Origin of the sequence: Pseudomonas fluorescens (assembly GCF_900636825.1) — a bacterium.
Classification (GTDB): domain Bacteria; phylum Pseudomonadota; class Gammaproteobacteria; order Pseudomonadales; family Pseudomonadaceae; genus Aquipseudomonas; species Aquipseudomonas fluorescens_BG.
Genome location: NZ_LR134318.1, coordinates 3,676,421 through 3,690,694, shown reverse-complemented (window position 1 = coordinate 3,690,694; position 14,274 = coordinate 3,676,421). Strand labels below are relative to the sequence as shown.

Here is a 14,274-nt window from a genome sequence, read left to right as displayed (position 1 = left end):
ACCGACATGCTCGATTCCAAACTGTTACGTAGCAACCTTCAGGACGTAGCGGACCGCCTGGCTTCCCGTGGCTTTGCCCTGGATACCGCGCGCATCGAAGCGCTGGAAGAACAGCGCAAGACCGTCCAGACCCGCACCGAAGCACTGCAGGCTGAGCGTAACGCGCGTTCCAAATCCATCGGGCAGGCCAAGCAGCGCGGCGAAGACATTGCACCGCTGATGGCGGACGTCGAGCGCATGGCGGGCGAATTGAGTGCCGGTAAGGTCGAGCTGGACGCAATCCAGACCGAACTGGATTCGATCCTGCTCGGTATTCCAAACCTGCCGCACGAATCGGTTCCGGTCGGCAAAGACGAAGACGACAACGTCGAAGTGCGCCGCTGGGGCACCCCGACGCAGTTTGACTTCGAAGTGAAAGACCACGTCGCCCTCGGCGAGAAGTTCGGCTGGCTGGACTTCGAAACCGCCGCCAAGCTGTCCGGCGCACGTTTCGCCTTGCTGCGCGGCCCAATCGCGCGCCTGCACCGCGCACTGGCGCAGTTCATGATCAACCTGCACGTCAACGAGCATGGCTACGAAGAGGCTTACACGCCTTATCTGGTGCAGGCCCCGGCACTGCAAGGCACGGGTCAGTTGCCGAAGTTCGAAGAAGACCTGTTCAAGATCGCTCGCGAAGGCGAAGCCGATCTGTACCTGATCCCTACCGCCGAAGTCTCGCTGACCAACATCGTTGCCGGTGAAATCGTCGATTCGAAACTGCTGCCAATCAAGTTCGTTGCTCACACTCCGTGCTTCCGCAGTGAAGCCGGTGCATCGGGTCGCGACACCCGTGGCATGATCCGTCAGCACCAGTTCGACAAAGTCGAGATGGTCCAGATCGTTGAGCCTTCGACCTCGATGGAAGCGCTGGAAGGCCTGACCGCCAACGCCGAGAAAGTCCTGCAACTGCTCGGTCTGCCGTACCGTACCCTGGCCCTGTGCACCGGGGACATGGGCTTCAGCGCGGTGAAGACTTACGATCTGGAAGTGTGGATCCCGAGCCAGGACAAATACCGCGAGATTTCCTCGTGCTCGAACTGCGGCGACTTCCAGGCGCGCCGCATGCAAGCGCGTTTCCGCAACCCGGAAACCGGCAAGCCTGAACTGGTGCATACCTTGAACGGTTCTGGTCTGGCAGTCGGTCGTACGCTGGTCGCTGTGCTGGAAAACTACCAGCAGGCCGACGGTTCGATCCGCGTGCCGGACGTGCTGAAGCCGTACATGGGTGGCCTTGAGGTCATCGGCTAAATGAAATATCTGCCGCTGTTTCACAACCTTCGCGGCAGTCGTGTGTTGGTTGTCGGTGGGGGGGAGATTGCCTTGCGCAAATCCCGCCTGCTGGCCGATGCCGGTGCGCTGCTGCGGGTGGTCGCACCTGAAATCGAAACGCAATTGCGTGAGCTGGTCGCTGCTTGCGGTGGCGAATGCGTGCTGCGCGGTTACCTTGAGGCGGATCTGGACGGTTGCGGGCTGATCATCGCCGCCACCGACGATGAAGCGCTCAATGCGCAAGTTTCCACCGATGCTCATCGGCGTTGCGTGCCGGTCAATGTGGTCGATGCGCCTGCCCTGTGCAGCGTGATCTTCCCGGCGATCGTCGATCGCTCGCCGCTGATCATCGCCGTCTCCAGCGGGGGCGACGCGCCAGTGCTGGCACGATTGATTCGGGCCAAGATCGAAACCTGGATCCCCTCGACTTACGGTCAATTGGCCGGACTGGCGGCGCGTTTCCGCCATCAGGTGAAAAACCTGTTTCCCGATGTGCAGCAGCGTCGCGGCTTCTGGGAAGACGTGTTTCAAGGGCCGATCGCCGACCGCCAATTGGCCGGGCAGGGCGCTGAAGCCGAACGCTTGTTGCAGGCCAAGGTGGATGGCGAGCCGATGGTCACCACCGGCGAGGTATATCTGGTGGGAGCAGGGCCGGGCGATCCGGATTTGTTGACCTTCCGCGCCCTGCGTCTGATGCAGCAAGCCGATGTCGTGCTGTATGACCGTCTGGTGGCACCCGCGATTCTGGAACTGTGCCGTCGCGATGCCGAGCGCGTGTATGTTGGCAAGCGTCGTTCAGAACACGCGGTGCCACAGGATCAGATAAACCAGCAACTGGTCGATCTGGCCAAGTCCGGCAAGCGCGTGGTGCGTCTGAAGGGCGGTGACCCGTTCATCTTCGGCCGCGGCGGCGAAGAGATCGAGGAACTGGCTGCTCACGGCATTCCATTCCAGGTGGTGCCAGGGATCACCGCAGCCAGCGGTTGCGCGGCCTACGCCGGAATTCCGCTGACCCATCGTGATTACGCGCAGTCAGTGCGTTTCGTCACCGGGCATTTGAAGGATGGTTCCACGGACCTGCCATGGGCTGATCTTGTTTCGCCGGCGCAGACACTGGTGTTTTACATGGGGCTGGTCGGGTTGCCGGTGATTTGCGAGCAATTGATCCAGCATGGTCGCTCGGCGGATACCCCTGCGGCGTTGATTCAGCAGGGCACCACGGTCAACCAGCGGGTGTTCACTGGCACGCTGGCCGATTTGCCGCGCATGGTGGCGGAGCACGAAGTACATGCGCCGACGCTGGTGATCGTCGGCGAAGTGGTGCAGTTGCGCGAGAAACTGGCGTGGTTTGAAGGGGCTCAGGCGCAGGTCTGAGTCAGATCAAAAGAACGCAGCCTTCGGCAGCTCCTACATGAGAATGCATTCTCTGTAGGAGCTGCCGAAGGCTGCGATCTTTTGCTTTTTTGCTGTTAGCCCTTCACCCAAACCCCTTTCCCGGCCAACCGCGTCCGGTCATGCGCCACGCTGAAATCCTGCTCCGGCCCTTTCGGCACAACGCCAGTCGGGTTAATGGTCTTGTGACTGCCGTAGTAGTGATTTTTGATGTGCTGGAAATCCACCGTCTCGCCAATCCCCGGCATCTGATACATCTCGCGCAGCCAGTTCGACAGGTTTGGATAATCGGCAATGCGCCGCAGATTGCACTTGAAGTGCCCGTGGTACACCGCATCAAAGCGAATCACCGTGGTGAACAGGCGCACGTCCGCTTCCGTCAGGTATTCACCGGCCAGATAGCGATTGGCGCCGAGCAGTTGTTCCAGATGATCCAGTTCAGCGAACACCTCATCAAACGCCTGTTCATAAGCCTGCTGCGAAGTGGCAAACCCGGCGCGGTACACACCGTTGTTCACGGCTGGATAGATCCGCTCGTTCAGCGCATCGATCTCGCTGCGCAGCGGCGCCGGATAGAAATCCAGCTCATTGCCGGTCAGCTCATCGAACGCGCTGTTGAACATGCGGATGATTTCCGCTGATTCGTTGCTGACGATGCGCTTGAGTTTCTTGTCCCACAGCACCGGTACGGTAACGCGACCGGTGTAATCCGGCGTGTCAGCGGTGTAGCGCTGGCGCATGAATTCAAAGTTGTCGAGCTTGTCGCCGGTCGACCCCAGCGTCTTGTCGAAGGTCCAGCCGTTTTCCAGCATCAGCCAACTGACCACCGAAACATCGATCAGGCTTTCCAGGCCTTTGAGTTTGCGCAGGATCAGCGTGCGGTGCGCCCATGGACAGGCAAGCGAAACGTAGAGGTGATAGCGCCCGGCTTCGGCAGCGAAGCCGCCTTCACCGCTCGGCCCAGGCTGGCCATCGGCAGTAACCCAGTTGCGGCGCTGCGCCTGTTCGCGCTGGAACGCGCCGTCCTTGCTGCTTTCGTACCACTTGTCCTGCCAGTGGCCGTCGACTAATAAACCCATGATCAAGACTCCAGGAATCGATATTCGTTGGAGTCGAGTCTATTCCGATGAGTTCGAACAAAAAGCGCAAAGATCGGGCGTTAATGATCGGTTAGATCGATGTGTCGCGCGCTACCCAATACTGCTCGGCGGTGGCGAAGGCTTGCTCGCGGGATTGCCCCAGACCACGCAAGGCAAGGGCCATGGTCGCGATCAGGGCCATTTGCGGGTAACTGTCGACGATGTCGCCACGCCACACGGCTTGCAAATGATCGATATCCAGCGACGCCGGTTTGACATGGCGTTGCGCCGAGAGCTGCGGCCATTCTTCGTCCCAGCTCGCGCCGCCCGTGGTGCCGTAGAGGTGACTGGCGGCATCCGGATTGATCTCGATTTCGCCGCCATCACCCTTGACCACGATGGCCGTGTCGCCCAGCAAACCGCGCGCGTCGCGGTGCACCGCCTGGTAGCCGGGGTGGAAAATACTCTGCAGGCCACAGCGCGCGCCGAGCGGATTGAGAATCCGCGCCAGCGAGTGAATCGGTGAGCGCAGTCCGAGAGTGTTGCGCAGATCGATCATCTTCTGCAGCTGGGGTGCCCAGTCCACCAGCGGCATAAAGGCCAGTCCGCCGTTGTCCAGTGCCGTGCCGACTTGCTGCCAGTTTCGACACAGGGGAATCTTCAGTTCGCTCAGCAGTTGTTCGCTATACAGCCGCCCCGCGGTATGCGCACCGCCGCCGTGCATGAAAATCCGCACGCCATTCTGCGCCAGGCATTTGGCCGCCAGCAGGTACCACGGCAGATGGCGCTTTTTGCCGGCGTAGGTTGGCCAGTCGAGATCAACCTTGAGCGCGGGCGCCTGCAAGCGCTCGCGCAAGGCTTCGGTGAAACCGGCCATTTCCTCGGCGCTTTCTTCTTTGTGCCGCAACAGCATCAGGAATGCGCCAAGCTGGGTATCTTCAACCTTGTCGTCGAGCACCATGCCCATCGCTTCGCGGGCCTCGCTGCGGGTCAGATCGCGCGCGCCGCGCTTGCCTTTGCCGAGGATGCGCACGAACTGCGCGAAGGGGTGTTCGGCAGGCGTTTCGAGGGTCAGCGCTGGATAGTCAGTCATAGGCAATTCGTCGGTTTGGGCAGGCCCGCCAGTTTCGCGGCGAGTTTGGCAGGGGTGCCTTTGAACAGTCGGTTCAGGTGCAGGCTGTTGCCTTTCTCCGCGCCGAGTTTCAGCGCGGTGTACTTGATCAGTGGGCGCGTCGCCGGGGACAGCTGAAATTCTGCGTAGAAGCTGCGCAGCAAGTCGAGGACTTCCCAGTGTTCGGAGGTCAACTCGATGTCTTCGGCGGCGGCGAGAGCACTGGCGACGTCGGCGGACCAGTCGCTCAAATCGACGAGAAAACCATCTTTGTCCAGTTCGATGGCGCGGCCGCCGACGGTCATCGAATTCATAGCCAACTGTTGACCTTGTGGTGATTGATCGACAGCTCGACAAAGCCCGGATAATCCACAGCCTCGGCCCAGCTCGGTACTTCCATGGCGCGGGCTTGCGCGTCTTCAGCCAGAACGAACAGTTTGATCTGGCGAGCCTGCAATGCGGTAAACGGCGCGGTGCCCGGTTGCAACGCGTAGACGGCATCGCCGGACAACAACAAAGCGTCTGCGCTGCCGATCAAGCGCAGGCAACTGCTCAGGCGATCATCGCCAAAAGGGGAGTGAGACAACACGTGCAAAGTCGACATCAGAGGGTGATCACCTGGTCGTAACGGTCAATAAGGGCGGTGATGCGTTCAGCGTCAAGCGGCCGTGCTTCGTCGAGTGACAGCTGTTCGAGCCCGCGCGCCTGGGCGCTGTCGGCGCAATAAAACAGCTCTTCCACGCCAAACATCGGCAGCGCCTGCAGGTTGGCGCTGAGATCTTTCTGCTGCAACGCCTTGGCGTTCTGCCCGGCGGCAAGCTGCAGCACGCCATCATCGAGAAACAACAGGCCGATTGGCAAATCGAAGGCGCCACCGGCCAACACGATGTCCAGTGCTTCGCGGGCAGCGGGGCCGGACCACGGCGATTGGCGACTGACGATCAACAAGGATTTGGCCATTACGCACCTCCGAAGCAGATAAGGCGGTCAGCGTCTTGCACTGCATCGTGCAACTGGCCAAGACCGGACAATTCCCACGGCGCGCTGACGGAAACGGCCTCACGCTGATAGCGTTTGGCTTCTTCAGCGTTCAGCACTCCGCGACGCAGGGCTGCGGCAATGCACACCACGCCGTCCAGCTTTTGCTCGCTGATGAAGTGGCGCCATTGTTTGGGCAAGTCCAGTTCGTCCTGCGGTGTCACCACCGCGTCCGAGGCGTTATAGACGCCGTCCTGATAGAAAAACAGCCGCACGATTTCGTGCCCACCGGCCAGCGCAGCCTGCGCAAACAGCAGGGCGCGGCGCGAGGAGGGCGCATGGGCGGCGGAAAACAGCGCAATGGCAAACTTCATGACGGACTCGATCGGCAAGACTGCGGCCATGATAAAGCTTTATAGGTCCCGTCGCGAAATCCGCTTGCACACATAACCCCCTGTAGGAGCTGCCGCAGGCTCGGGCCGCGATCGGACGATCTTGTGATCTTAAAGAACAAAATCAAAAGATCGTCCGATCGCGGCCCGAGCCTGCGGCAGCTCCTACATTGGGGTGATGCCGTAGAGGTCGCAGTATTCAAGCCAGTCCATGCCCGCCATCTCTGCCACTTCGCGATGCACTTCGAGACGCTGCGCCTGATATTCCTCGGGTGAGTCCGCAGTCAATTGCAACGTCAGCTCCCAAGCGAACAGTCCCTGGCTTTCCGCCTCGGCTTCAAACGCTTCGTGGAGCCGCTCTTCGCGGTACTGCGCCTGGGTTTCGCCCTTGGCCTGGGCCAGCAGCGGATTGAGATGGTCGAGGGTTTCGCGCAGTTCGGGTCGCGCATCGAGAAACACTTTCAAAGCATGTTCATGTCGCTGGTCGGTAGGCGCCATGGGGTTTCCTTGTGAGGCTGATGATCTCAGGTTGCCGTACCTGTGCCGGCGTGTCGCGCATAAAATCAGTAAAGCAGAACGATTTGCCGCGTTGCAGTGCTACAGTCCGCTTTTTTCTGAATGAGCGAATGCAATGCGAATGCTGATGGTAGCGCTGGCGGCGGCCGTGTTGGCCGGTTGCGCGGGCTCGGTGATGAACGATGCTCGCACCAAGAGCCCTTACAAGGTATTGACCTCGGACAAGCCCGAAAAAGCCGTTGCCCAGTGCGTGCAATTTGCCTGGCAGGACGAAGCGGTGTTCGGCGTCGACGCAGCGGCCTATCTCGAACCGCGCGAATCGGGTGGCACGACCGTTTACACACGCTCGGCGGAGTCGTTCGTGGACGTCATCACCGAAGCATCCGGTACGACGTTGAACTATTACGTGCAGCAGGCTGATTTTGTCGCCATGCGGCGGATGGCGGCGATGGCGACCTGTCTTTGATTCCGGTTTGAAGCGGCTGGCGTCTTCGCGAGCAGGCTCGCTCCCACAGAAATTTGTGAGCGCTGCGTGGGCGCGAGCCTGCTCGCAAAGGCAATATGACAGTCAACCAATCAGGCGCTTCTGCAAGTAATGGCGCTTGTGCCCCGGTGGATAGTCAACGATCTCGCCGAACTGGCTGAATCCCAGTTTTTTGTAAAACTCCGGCGCCTGGAAATCGAAGGTGTCGAGCCAGATGCCGTAGCAGTTCTTCTCTTTAGCCAATGCTTCGGCCTGGGCCATCAATCGCGAGCCAATCCCCTGTCCGCGTCCCTGTTCCGGCACTGACAGCAATTCGATGAACATCCAGCGAAAAAGCATTCGCCCGTACAGACCGCCCAGGATCGCGCCGTGGTCATCTTTGACCATCAACGCGAACGGCTCGGATTTCGAGCCGCCGGTTTTCGCGTCGTTGTATGCAATCAGCGGCTGGAGAATCGCCTGGCGCTGTTCCTCGGTCGGCGCTTGCGTCAATTCGATGTGCAAATTCATGCGGGACTTCCTTGTGTATTGGAACGCCCAGCCTATCGTGTCCGGGCAAGCGCTACCAAGCACTTCGATAAACAAGCGGAACCGGCGATCGAGCGCTGCGGTCTAGGCTTTAGTGCGTCTTTCCCTGAGCGCAATCGATGAGGAAATCCCGTGAATATTTTCGAAGCCCTGCGCGAAAGCCACGAGCGCCAGCGCACGTATGCCAAGGCTCTGATCGCGACCAGCGGCGACAGCCCTGAGCGCGTCGAGGCCTACAAACAATTGAAGGCAGAACTGCAAGCGCACGAGACCGCTGAAGAGCGGCATTTCTACATCCCGTTGATGGAAATCGACGAGGGAGTGGATCTGAGCCGTCACGCCATTTCCGAGCACCATGAAATGGATGAAATGATGGAAGAACTCGACGAGACCGAGATGTCCAGTCCGGCGTGGCTGGCAACGGCGAAAAAACTCTCGGAAAAGGTCCATCATCACCTTGAGGAAGAAGAGCACAAATTCTTCCAGATGGCCGGCAAATTGCTCAACGAGAAGCAGAAAGTACAACTCGCCGGGCAGTACGAAAAAGAGTACGAAGCGCAGTTGCCGTGAGTCATCAATGGCGACGGCCGATGACTGCGATGTCATTCATTGCGGCAACTGAATCAGCCCGGCAGCGTTGCCGGGCTTTTTTTGTCGGCGCATTTGTCTGACCATGGCGGCTTACCCAACGAAGACAGGATCAGACGCGATGTCCAACACAGCCGAACGGGTCAACATCGTCGACACACAGGTGTTATCCCACGACTGGTATCTGCTGAAGAAAATCACTTTCGATTACCACCGCAACAATGGCGAATGGCAGCGCCAGACCCGCGAAGTGTACGACCGGGGCAATGGCGCGGCGATTCTGCTGTTCAACCGCGAGAAACGCACGGTGGTGCTGACCCGCCAGTTTCGTCTGCCGGTGTTCGTCAATGGCCACGACGGTTTGCTGATCGAAGTGGCGGCGGGCTTGCTCGAAGGTGCCGCGCCGGAGCAACGCATTCGTGACGAAGCCGAGGAAGAAACCGGCTATCGCGTGCATGAGGTGAAAAAGGTATTCGAGGCGTACATGAGCCCCGGTTCGGTGACCGAGAAGCTGCACTTTTTCATCGCCGAATACGATGCGGCTTCCAAAGTCAGCGACGGCGGCGGACTGGAGGAAGAAACCGAAGAGCTGGAAGTGCTCGAATGGCGTTTCGATGAAGCGCTGGCGGCGTTTCAGCGCGGCGAGATCTGCGATGCCAAGACCATCATGCTGTTGCAGTACGCGGCGATGAATAATTTGTTCGCCCAGTAAAGCAAAAGCTCGCAGCCTGCGGCAGCTCCTACATGGAACGCATTTCAATGTAGGAGCTGCCGCAGGCTGCGAGCTTTTGATCTTAAAACAGCTCACCCGTCTTACCGATCCCCGTGCGCCCACCCTCCAGCGTCAACAACCGCTCTTTCGCCTCCAACCCCCCGGCAAACCCCGTCAGTTTCCCTGAAGCCCCGATCACTCGATGACACGGCGCAACAATGGAAATCGGGTTGCGCCCGTTCGCCGCACCGACCGCCCGAACCGCCGCCGGATGGCCAATCTGCGCGGCGATCTGGCTGTAGGTGCGCGTCTGGCCAAACGGAATGGTCAGCAGCGCCGCCCACACCGCCCGCTGAAACGCGGTACCGGCGAAATCCAGGTCCAGATCGAAACTGCACCGCGTGCCCGCAAAATATTCTTCAAGCTGCCGAGCCGTGCGCACAAGGATCGGATTGTCCGCGTCCTCGCTCATGGCGCCGAGACGTACGCGGTTCGGTTTGTCGTTTTCCCAGAGGATTGCCGCCAGTCGCGCGCCGTTCGCGACCAGCTTCAGCTCGCCGACCGGTGAGGGCAGGGTGATGAACGTGTAAGACATGACGGCGGCTCCGGTGCATGGCGGTGACGCGGCCCAGCATACTGCCTGAGCGGGGAGGCGCAATACGCAAAGCCGACCATACTGCTGAGTGCTCCTGAAGCGTTGCCCTGGGTTTCGCTCAGTCCTCGAAAACAAAAAAGAGACCGACTCATGAAGTACGAACCTTTGGCCAGATCGCTTATCGCGACCTCCCTGGCGCTCAGCTGTCTCATGGCTCACGCCGCATCGGTGGCACCGGTGGCGGCAGAAAACGGCATGGTGGTGACGGCGCAACATCTGGCGACGCACGTTGGTGTCGACGTGCTTAAAAGTGGCGGCAACGCCGTCGATGCGGCGGTTGCGGTGGGTTATGCGCTGGCGGTGGTTTACCCCGCCGCAGGTAATCTTGGTGGCGGCGGTTTCATGACCATTCAATTGGCGGACGGGCGCAAGACGTTTCTCGATTTCCGCGAAAAAGCGCCGCTTGCCGCAACCGCGAACATGTACCTCGACAAAGAAGGCAATGTCATTCCCGACCTGAGCACGCGCGGACACCTGGCCGTCGGCGTACCGGGCACGGTGTCCGGCATGGAGCTGGCGCTGAGCAAGTACGGAACCAAGCCGCGCAAGGAAATGATTGCGCCGGCGATCAAACTGGCCGAAGACGGCTTCGACCTGCAGCAGGGCGATGTCGAGCTGCTGGAGTACGCCACCGACGTGTTCAAGAAGGACATGCGCGATTCCGGCTCGATCTTCCTGCACAACGGTGAGCCGATGCAGGTCGGGCAAAAACTGGTGCAGAAAGATCTCGGCAAAACCCTGCGCACCATCTCCGAAAAAGGCGCCGACGGCTTCTATAAAGGCTGGGTTGCCGACGCCATCGTCACCTCCAGTCAGGCGAACAAAGGCATCATCACCCAGACGGATCTGGATAAGTACAAGACCCGCGAACTGGCCCCGGTCGAATGTGATTATCGTGGCTATCACGTGGTTTCGGCGCCACCCCCAAGCTCCGGCGGGGTAGTGATCTGCCAGATCATGAACATTCTGGAAGGCTATCCGATGAAAGATCTGGGCTTCCATTCGGCCCAGGGCATGCATTACCAGATCGAAGCGATGCGTCACGCTTACGTCGATCGCAACAGCTACCTCGGCGATCCGGATTTCGTCAAAAATCCGCTCGAGCACCTGCTCGACAAGAACTACGCCACCAAACTGCGTGACGCCATCCAACCGCAGAAGGCCGGCATCTCGGCTGAGTTGAAACCCGGCACCGCACCGCATGAAGGCAGCAACACCACGCACTATTCGATTGTCGACAAATGGGGCAATGCGGTTTCGGTGACGTACACCCTCAACGACTGGTTCGGCGCAGGGGTGATGGCGAGCAAGACCGGGGTGATCCTCAACGATGAAATGGATGACTTCACCGCCAAGGTCGGCGTGCCGAACATGTACGGTCTGGTTCAGGGCGAAGCCAACGCGATCGCTCCGGGCAAGTCGCCGCTGTCGTCGATGAGCCCGACTATCGTCACCAAGGACGGCAAAGTGGTAATGGTGGTCGGCACGCCGGGCGGTAGCCGGATCATCACCGCGACCTTGCTGACCATGCTCAACGTCATCGACTACGGCATGAACCTGCAGGAAGCGGTTGACGCGCCGCGTTTCCACCAGCAGTGGATGCCCGAGGAGACCAACCTCGAAGACTTCGCCGCCAGCCCCGACACGAGGAAGCTGCTCGAGAGCTGGGGCCACAAGTTTGCCGGACCTCAGGACCCCAACCACATCGCTGCGATTCTGGTCGGCGCACCGTCGCTTGGCGGCAAACCGGTCGGCAAGAATCGCTTCTACGGCGCCAACGATCCACGGCGCAATACCGGCTTGTCACTGGGCTATTGAGCGGAGTAAAAAGGGGCGGGCTCAGGTCCGCCCCATTCTCAAGGACTGATCAAGGAAGGCTCGACATGACCACCGCATTACTGATCATCGACGTCCAGCAAGCCCTGTGCGCGGGTGAATATCAGTGCTTTGAAATCGATCGCGTGATCGCCACGATCAATCAATTGAGCCAGCGTGCCCGAGCGGCCGGGGTTCCGGTAGTGTTGATCCAGCAGGAGGAAAAGGACGGTGCTTTCGTTCACGGTGCCCAGGGTTGGCAACTGGCGAAAACACTGGAGGTTTCTCCCAAAGACCTGCGCGTGCGCAAAACGACCGGCGACTCTTTTTATCAGACCGACCTGGGCAAGCTCCTGCCCAGTGAAGACTTCGAACGTCTGGTGATCTGCGGCCTGCAGACCGATTACTGCGTCAACGCCACCGTGCGCAGCGCCCATAAGCTGGGCTACGACGTCGTCATTGCGCAAGATGCGCATTCGACAGTCGATAACGGCAATGTAAGCGCCGAAGACATCATCGCCGAACACAACAAGGACTTCGCCGCCCTCACCAGCTCCATCGCGCGAGCCGATGTCAAACCGGCGGCGACAATCCTCTTCTGAAACAAAACCTGTGGGAGCGAGCCTGCTCGCGAAGGCGGTGTGTCAGTCACCATTGATCCCGGCTGACCCACCGCTTTCGCGAGCAAGCTCGCTTCCACAGGTTTTTGCGCGCGGCGCTGTGCTGATTCGATCATTCGCATAGAAACGGGCGGGACTAGGGCGAGGTTGGTGCTGGAAACAGCTACCGACAAGATCTACGCCAAGGGTGAAGGCCTCGCACCGAGCAATTTTTCTATCTGCGCCAACTCCCAGGTACTGAGCAGACTCACCGGATCCGTGCCGTAGCGTTGCCAAGTGTCGAGGGCGCCTTCCTGGCCCTCGGCACTTCGGGCAAATTCACAGTGATGCAGGCGACCGCCCTCGACATCCAAAAGCAAATGCCAGCCTTCGATATCGACCGCGACCAGCCCGTTGCGGTCGGTCGGCTCGCAGACTTCAAACGCGAGGACACCCAGCGCCGCGTCGCGCAATCGCTGGCAAACATCGCAGGCGGTGAGGAAAGCGGGCATGGCTGGACTCGATCTAGGTGCGGGCGCGTCAGCATAAAGCGCCGGCGCACGCGTGTCAGCGATCACTGGCCCGCGGCCGGACAATTCCGTAACATTCGCAACCCTCAAATTTCGCGAATATCCGCGGCCGTGCTCAGCGGCCGCTCAGTCAGGTAAGCCATGAAACCGAAACGTCTGCGCGCCGATGTCCTGGCCGGACTCACCACCTCATTTGCCCTGTTGCCCGAATGCATTGCGTTCGCACTGGTCGCCCACCTCAACCCGCTGATGGGCCTGTACGGCGCCTTCATCATTTGTACGCTGACGGCGCTGTTCGGCGGACGCCCGGGCATGGTGTCCGGCGCGGCCGGTTCCATGGCGGTAGTCATTGTCGCGCTGGTGGTGCAACACGGCGTGCACTATCTGCTGGTGACGGTATTGCTGGGCGGGTTGATCATGATGGCGTTCGGGTTGCTGCGCCTGGGCAAACTGGTGCGCATGGTGCCGCACCCGGTGATGCTCGGGTTCGTCAACGGTCTGGCGATCATCATTGCGCTGGCGCAACTGGAGCATTTCAAAAGCGGCGAAGACTGGCTCAGTGGCACGCCGTTGTACCTGATGACCGGGCTGGTGCTGTTGACCATGGCCATCGTCTATATTCTGCCGCGCCTGACCAAAGCCGTGCCGCCAGCGCTGGTGGCAATTCTCGGCGTCGGTTTGCTGGTCTATCTGTTCGGGCTGCCGACCCGCACGCTGGGCGACATGGCGCACATCGCCGGCGGTCTGCCGACCTTCGCCCTGCCAGATATTCCGTGGGATTTCGACACCCTGCGCATCATCGCCCCGTACGCGATCCTGATGGCGCTGGTCGGCTTGCTGGAAACCTTGCTCACCCTCAACCTCACCGACGAAATCACCGAAACCCGTGGCTACCCGGACCGCGAATGCGTGGCGCTCGGTGCGGCGAACATGGTGTCCGGCGCGTTCGGCGGCATGGGCGGCTGCGCGATGATCGGCCAGACCGTGATCAACCTCAGTTCAGGTGGTCGCGGGCGTGTGTCCGGCGTGGTCGCGGGCGTGCTGATCCTGTTGTTCATTCTGTTTCTGTCACCGCTGATCGAGCGTATTCCGCTGGCGGCACTGGTGGGGGTGATGTTCGTCGTGTCGCAGCAGACCTTCGCCTGGGCGTCGTTGCGAGTGATCAACAAAGTGCCGCTCAACGATGTGCTGGTTATCATCGCTGTGACCATCATCACCGTGTTCACAGATCTGGCCACGGCAGTGCTGTGCGGGATCATTATTGCCGCGCTGAATTTTGCCTGGCAGCAGGCGCGCGAGTTGTACGCCGATGAACATCTGGAAGCTGACGGCAGCAAACTCTACCGGCTGCATGGCACCTTGTTCTTCGCTTCGACCACGCCGTTCCTCAATCAATTCGACCCGGCGGGCGACCCCGCGAAGGTGACGCTGGATTGTCGGCATCTGAGTTTTGTCGACTACTCGGCCATCGCCGCGCTGAAAACCCTGCGTGAGCGCTACGCCAAGGCTGGCAAGCACGTGCAGGTGTTTCACTTGTCGGAACGCTGCAAGAAGTTGCTCAAGCGTGCCGGTGTCGAGCACGACTGA

At 60.1% G+C, this 14,274-nt stretch carries 18 protein-coding genes; 8 read left to right on the top strand and 10 right to left on the bottom strand.

Features of this window, described 5'->3' with window-relative positions; genetic code table 11:
- Nucleotides 1-6: 6 nt before the first annotated feature.
- Nucleotides 7-1,287, top strand: coding sequence for a serine--tRNA ligase (gene serS / locus EL257_RS16660; protein ID WP_003223852.1), 1,281 nt, complete (start codon nucleotides 7-9; stop codon nucleotides 1,285-1,287).
- Nucleotides 1,288-2,682, top strand: coding sequence for a siroheme synthase CysG (gene cysG / locus EL257_RS16655; protein ID WP_126364463.1), 1,395 nt, complete (start codon nucleotides 1,288-1,290; stop codon nucleotides 2,680-2,682).
- Between the two features lie 95 nt (nucleotides 2,683-2,777).
- Here the strand turns inward: cysG and EL257_RS16650 are convergent, their stop codons facing one another.
- From EL257_RS16650 to EL257_RS16620, 7 genes are all read right to left on the bottom strand, one after another.
- Nucleotides 2,778-3,779 (bottom strand): glutathione S-transferase family protein, encoded by a 1,002-nt coding sequence (locus tag EL257_RS16650; RefSeq protein WP_126364461.1) that lies wholly within the window; start codon nucleotides 3,777-3,779, stop codon nucleotides 2,778-2,780.
- A 91-nt stretch (nucleotides 3,780-3,870) separates the two neighbouring features.
- Nucleotides 3,871-4,872: a glycosyl transferase family protein gene (locus tag EL257_RS16645; protein WP_126364459.1), complete on the bottom strand. Its 1,002-nt coding sequence runs from the start codon at nucleotides 4,870-4,872 to the stop codon at nucleotides 3,871-3,873.
- Nucleotides 4,869-5,204 carry a TusE/DsrC/DsvC family sulfur relay protein gene (locus tag EL257_RS16640; RefSeq protein WP_126364457.1) on the bottom strand — a complete coding sequence of 112 codons (336 nt, stop codon included), beginning with the start codon at nucleotides 5,202-5,204 and terminating at the stop codon, nucleotides 4,869-4,871. Before EL257_RS16640 ends, EL257_RS16645 begins: the two co-directional genes overlap by 4 nt.
- Nucleotides 5,201-5,494 (bottom strand): sulfurtransferase complex subunit TusB, encoded by a 294-nt coding sequence (gene tusB / locus EL257_RS16635; RefSeq protein ID WP_126364455.1) that lies wholly within the window; start codon nucleotides 5,492-5,494, stop codon nucleotides 5,201-5,203. The genes EL257_RS16640 and tusB overlap by 4 nt, the downstream gene beginning before the upstream one ends.
- Nucleotides 5,494-5,850, bottom strand: a complete 357-nt coding sequence (tusC, locus tag EL257_RS16630; protein WP_126364453.1) for a sulfurtransferase complex subunit TusC — start codon at nucleotides 5,848-5,850, stop codon at nucleotides 5,494-5,496. The genes tusB and tusC overlap by 1 nt, the downstream gene beginning before the upstream one ends.
- Entirely contained in the window at nucleotides 5,850-6,242 is a 393-nt protein-coding gene (tusD, locus tag EL257_RS16625) for a sulfurtransferase complex subunit TusD (protein WP_126364451.1), read from the bottom strand. Before tusD ends, tusC begins: the two co-directional genes overlap by 1 nt.
- A 183-nt stretch (nucleotides 6,243-6,425) precedes the next feature.
- Nucleotides 6,426-6,758, bottom strand: a complete 333-nt coding sequence (locus EL257_RS16620; RefSeq protein ID WP_126364449.1) for a DUF6388 family protein — start codon at nucleotides 6,756-6,758, stop codon at nucleotides 6,426-6,428.
- 133 nt (nucleotides 6,759-6,891) lie between these two features.
- Between EL257_RS16620 and EL257_RS16615 the strand changes: the two genes are divergently transcribed.
- Nucleotides 6,892-7,242 carry a hypothetical protein gene (locus tag EL257_RS16615; RefSeq protein WP_126364447.1) on the top strand — a complete coding sequence of 117 codons (351 nt, stop codon included), beginning with the start codon at nucleotides 6,892-6,894 and terminating at the stop codon, nucleotides 7,240-7,242.
- Between the two features lie 102 nt (nucleotides 7,243-7,344).
- Here the strand turns inward: EL257_RS16615 and EL257_RS16610 are convergent, their stop codons facing one another.
- Nucleotides 7,345-7,770: a GNAT family N-acetyltransferase gene (locus tag EL257_RS16610; protein ID WP_126364445.1), complete on the bottom strand. Its 426-nt coding sequence runs from the start codon at nucleotides 7,768-7,770 to the stop codon at nucleotides 7,345-7,347.
- Between the two features lie 150 nt (nucleotides 7,771-7,920).
- Here EL257_RS16610 and EL257_RS16605 point away from each other — a divergent pair, with 150 nt between their 5' ends.
- Together EL257_RS16605 and EL257_RS16600 are read left to right on the top strand one after the other, a co-directional pair.
- Nucleotides 7,921-8,358 carry a hemerythrin domain-containing protein gene (locus EL257_RS16605; RefSeq protein WP_126364443.1) on the top strand — a complete coding sequence of 146 codons (438 nt, stop codon included), beginning with the start codon at nucleotides 7,921-7,923 and terminating at the stop codon, nucleotides 8,356-8,358.
- 139 nt (nucleotides 8,359-8,497) lie between these two features.
- Nucleotides 8,498-9,088 (top strand): NUDIX domain-containing protein, encoded by a 591-nt coding sequence (locus EL257_RS16600; RefSeq protein ID WP_126364441.1) that lies wholly within the window; start codon nucleotides 8,498-8,500, stop codon nucleotides 9,086-9,088.
- Between the two features lie 82 nt (nucleotides 9,089-9,170).
- Here EL257_RS16600 and EL257_RS16595 read toward each other — a convergent pair whose 3' ends face one another.
- A complete protein-coding gene (locus EL257_RS16595; RefSeq protein ID WP_126364439.1) occupies nucleotides 9,171-9,683 on the bottom strand; it encodes a methylated-DNA--[protein]-cysteine S-methyltransferase in 513 nt (170 codons plus the stop codon).
- Between the two features lie 150 nt (nucleotides 9,684-9,833).
- Between EL257_RS16595 and ggt the strand changes: the two genes are divergently transcribed.
- Nucleotides 9,834-11,561: a gamma-glutamyltransferase gene (gene ggt, locus EL257_RS16590; RefSeq protein ID WP_126364437.1), complete on the top strand. Its 1,728-nt coding sequence runs from the start codon at nucleotides 9,834-9,836 to the stop codon at nucleotides 11,559-11,561.
- Nucleotides 11,562-11,626: 65 nt separating this feature from the next.
- A complete protein-coding gene (locus EL257_RS16585; protein WP_126364436.1) occupies nucleotides 11,627-12,160 on the top strand; it encodes a cysteine hydrolase family protein in 534 nt (177 codons plus the stop codon).
- 194 nt (nucleotides 12,161-12,354) lie between these two features.
- Here the strand turns inward: EL257_RS16585 and EL257_RS16575 are convergent, their stop codons facing one another.
- The gene (locus tag EL257_RS16575; RefSeq protein ID WP_126364434.1) at nucleotides 12,355-12,669 is read right to left on the bottom strand and encodes a DUF7693 family protein; all 315 of its coding nucleotides are present in this window, start codon (nucleotides 12,667-12,669) and stop codon (nucleotides 12,355-12,357) included.
- A gap of 159 nt (nucleotides 12,670-12,828) precedes the next feature.
- Here EL257_RS16575 and EL257_RS16570 point away from each other — a divergent pair, with 159 nt between their 5' ends.
- Nucleotides 12,829-14,274 (top strand): SulP family inorganic anion transporter, encoded by a 1,446-nt coding sequence (locus EL257_RS16570; RefSeq protein ID WP_126364432.1) that lies wholly within the window; start codon nucleotides 12,829-12,831, stop codon nucleotides 14,272-14,274.

What these genes read in the sequence shown, in the direction of transcription:
- tusC (WP_126364453.1), bottom strand. Translation starts at nt 5,850, where the DNA reads ATGGCCAAATCCTTGTTGATCGTCAGTCGCCAATCGCCGTGGTCCGGC.
- EL257_RS16615 (WP_126364447.1), top strand. Translation starts at nt 6,892, where the DNA reads ATGCGAATGCTGATGGTAGCGCTGGCGGCGGCCGTGTTGGCCGGTTGC.
- EL257_RS16595 (WP_126364439.1), bottom strand. Translation starts at nt 9,683, where the DNA reads ATGTCTTACACGTTCATCACCCTGCCCTCACCGGTCGGCGAGCTGAAG.
- EL257_RS16575 (WP_126364434.1), bottom strand. Translation starts at nt 12,669, where the DNA reads ATGCCCGCTTTCCTCACCGCCTGCGATGTTTGCCAGCGATTGCGCGAC.
- cysG (WP_126364463.1), top strand. Translation starts at nt 1,288, where the DNA reads ATGAAATATCTGCCGCTGTTTCACAACCTTCGCGGCAGTCGTGTGTTG.
- EL257_RS16610 (WP_126364445.1), bottom strand. Translation starts at nt 7,770, where the DNA reads ATGAATTTGCACATCGAATTGACGCAAGCGCCGACCGAGGAACAGCGC.
- serS (WP_003223852.1), top strand. Translation starts at nt 7, where the DNA reads ATGCTCGATTCCAAACTGTTACGTAGCAACCTTCAGGACGTAGCGGAC.
- EL257_RS16645 (WP_126364459.1), bottom strand. Translation starts at nt 4,872, where the DNA reads ATGACTGACTATCCAGCGCTGACCCTCGAAACGCCTGCCGAACACCCC.
- EL257_RS16650 (WP_126364461.1), bottom strand. Translation starts at nt 3,779, where the DNA reads ATGGGTTTATTAGTCGACGGCCACTGGCAGGACAAGTGGTACGAAAGC.
- EL257_RS16585 (WP_126364436.1), top strand. Translation starts at nt 11,627, where the DNA reads ATGACCACCGCATTACTGATCATCGACGTCCAGCAAGCCCTGTGCGCG.
- EL257_RS16570 (WP_126364432.1), top strand. Translation starts at nt 12,829, where the DNA reads ATGAAACCGAAACGTCTGCGCGCCGATGTCCTGGCCGGACTCACCACC.
- tusD (WP_126364451.1), bottom strand. Translation starts at nt 6,242, where the DNA reads ATGAAGTTTGCCATTGCGCTGTTTTCCGCCGCCCATGCGCCCTCCTCG.
- ggt (WP_126364437.1), top strand. Translation starts at nt 9,834, where the DNA reads ATGAAGTACGAACCTTTGGCCAGATCGCTTATCGCGACCTCCCTGGCG.
- EL257_RS16600 (WP_126364441.1), top strand. Translation starts at nt 8,498, where the DNA reads ATGTCCAACACAGCCGAACGGGTCAACATCGTCGACACACAGGTGTTA.
- EL257_RS16620 (WP_126364449.1), bottom strand. Translation starts at nt 6,758, where the DNA reads ATGGCGCCTACCGACCAGCGACATGAACATGCTTTGAAAGTGTTTCTC.
- EL257_RS16640 (WP_126364457.1), bottom strand. Translation starts at nt 5,204, where the DNA reads ATGAATTCGATGACCGTCGGCGGCCGCGCCATCGAACTGGACAAAGAT.
- tusB (WP_126364455.1), bottom strand. Translation starts at nt 5,494, where the DNA reads ATGTCGACTTTGCACGTGTTGTCTCACTCCCCTTTTGGCGATGATCGC.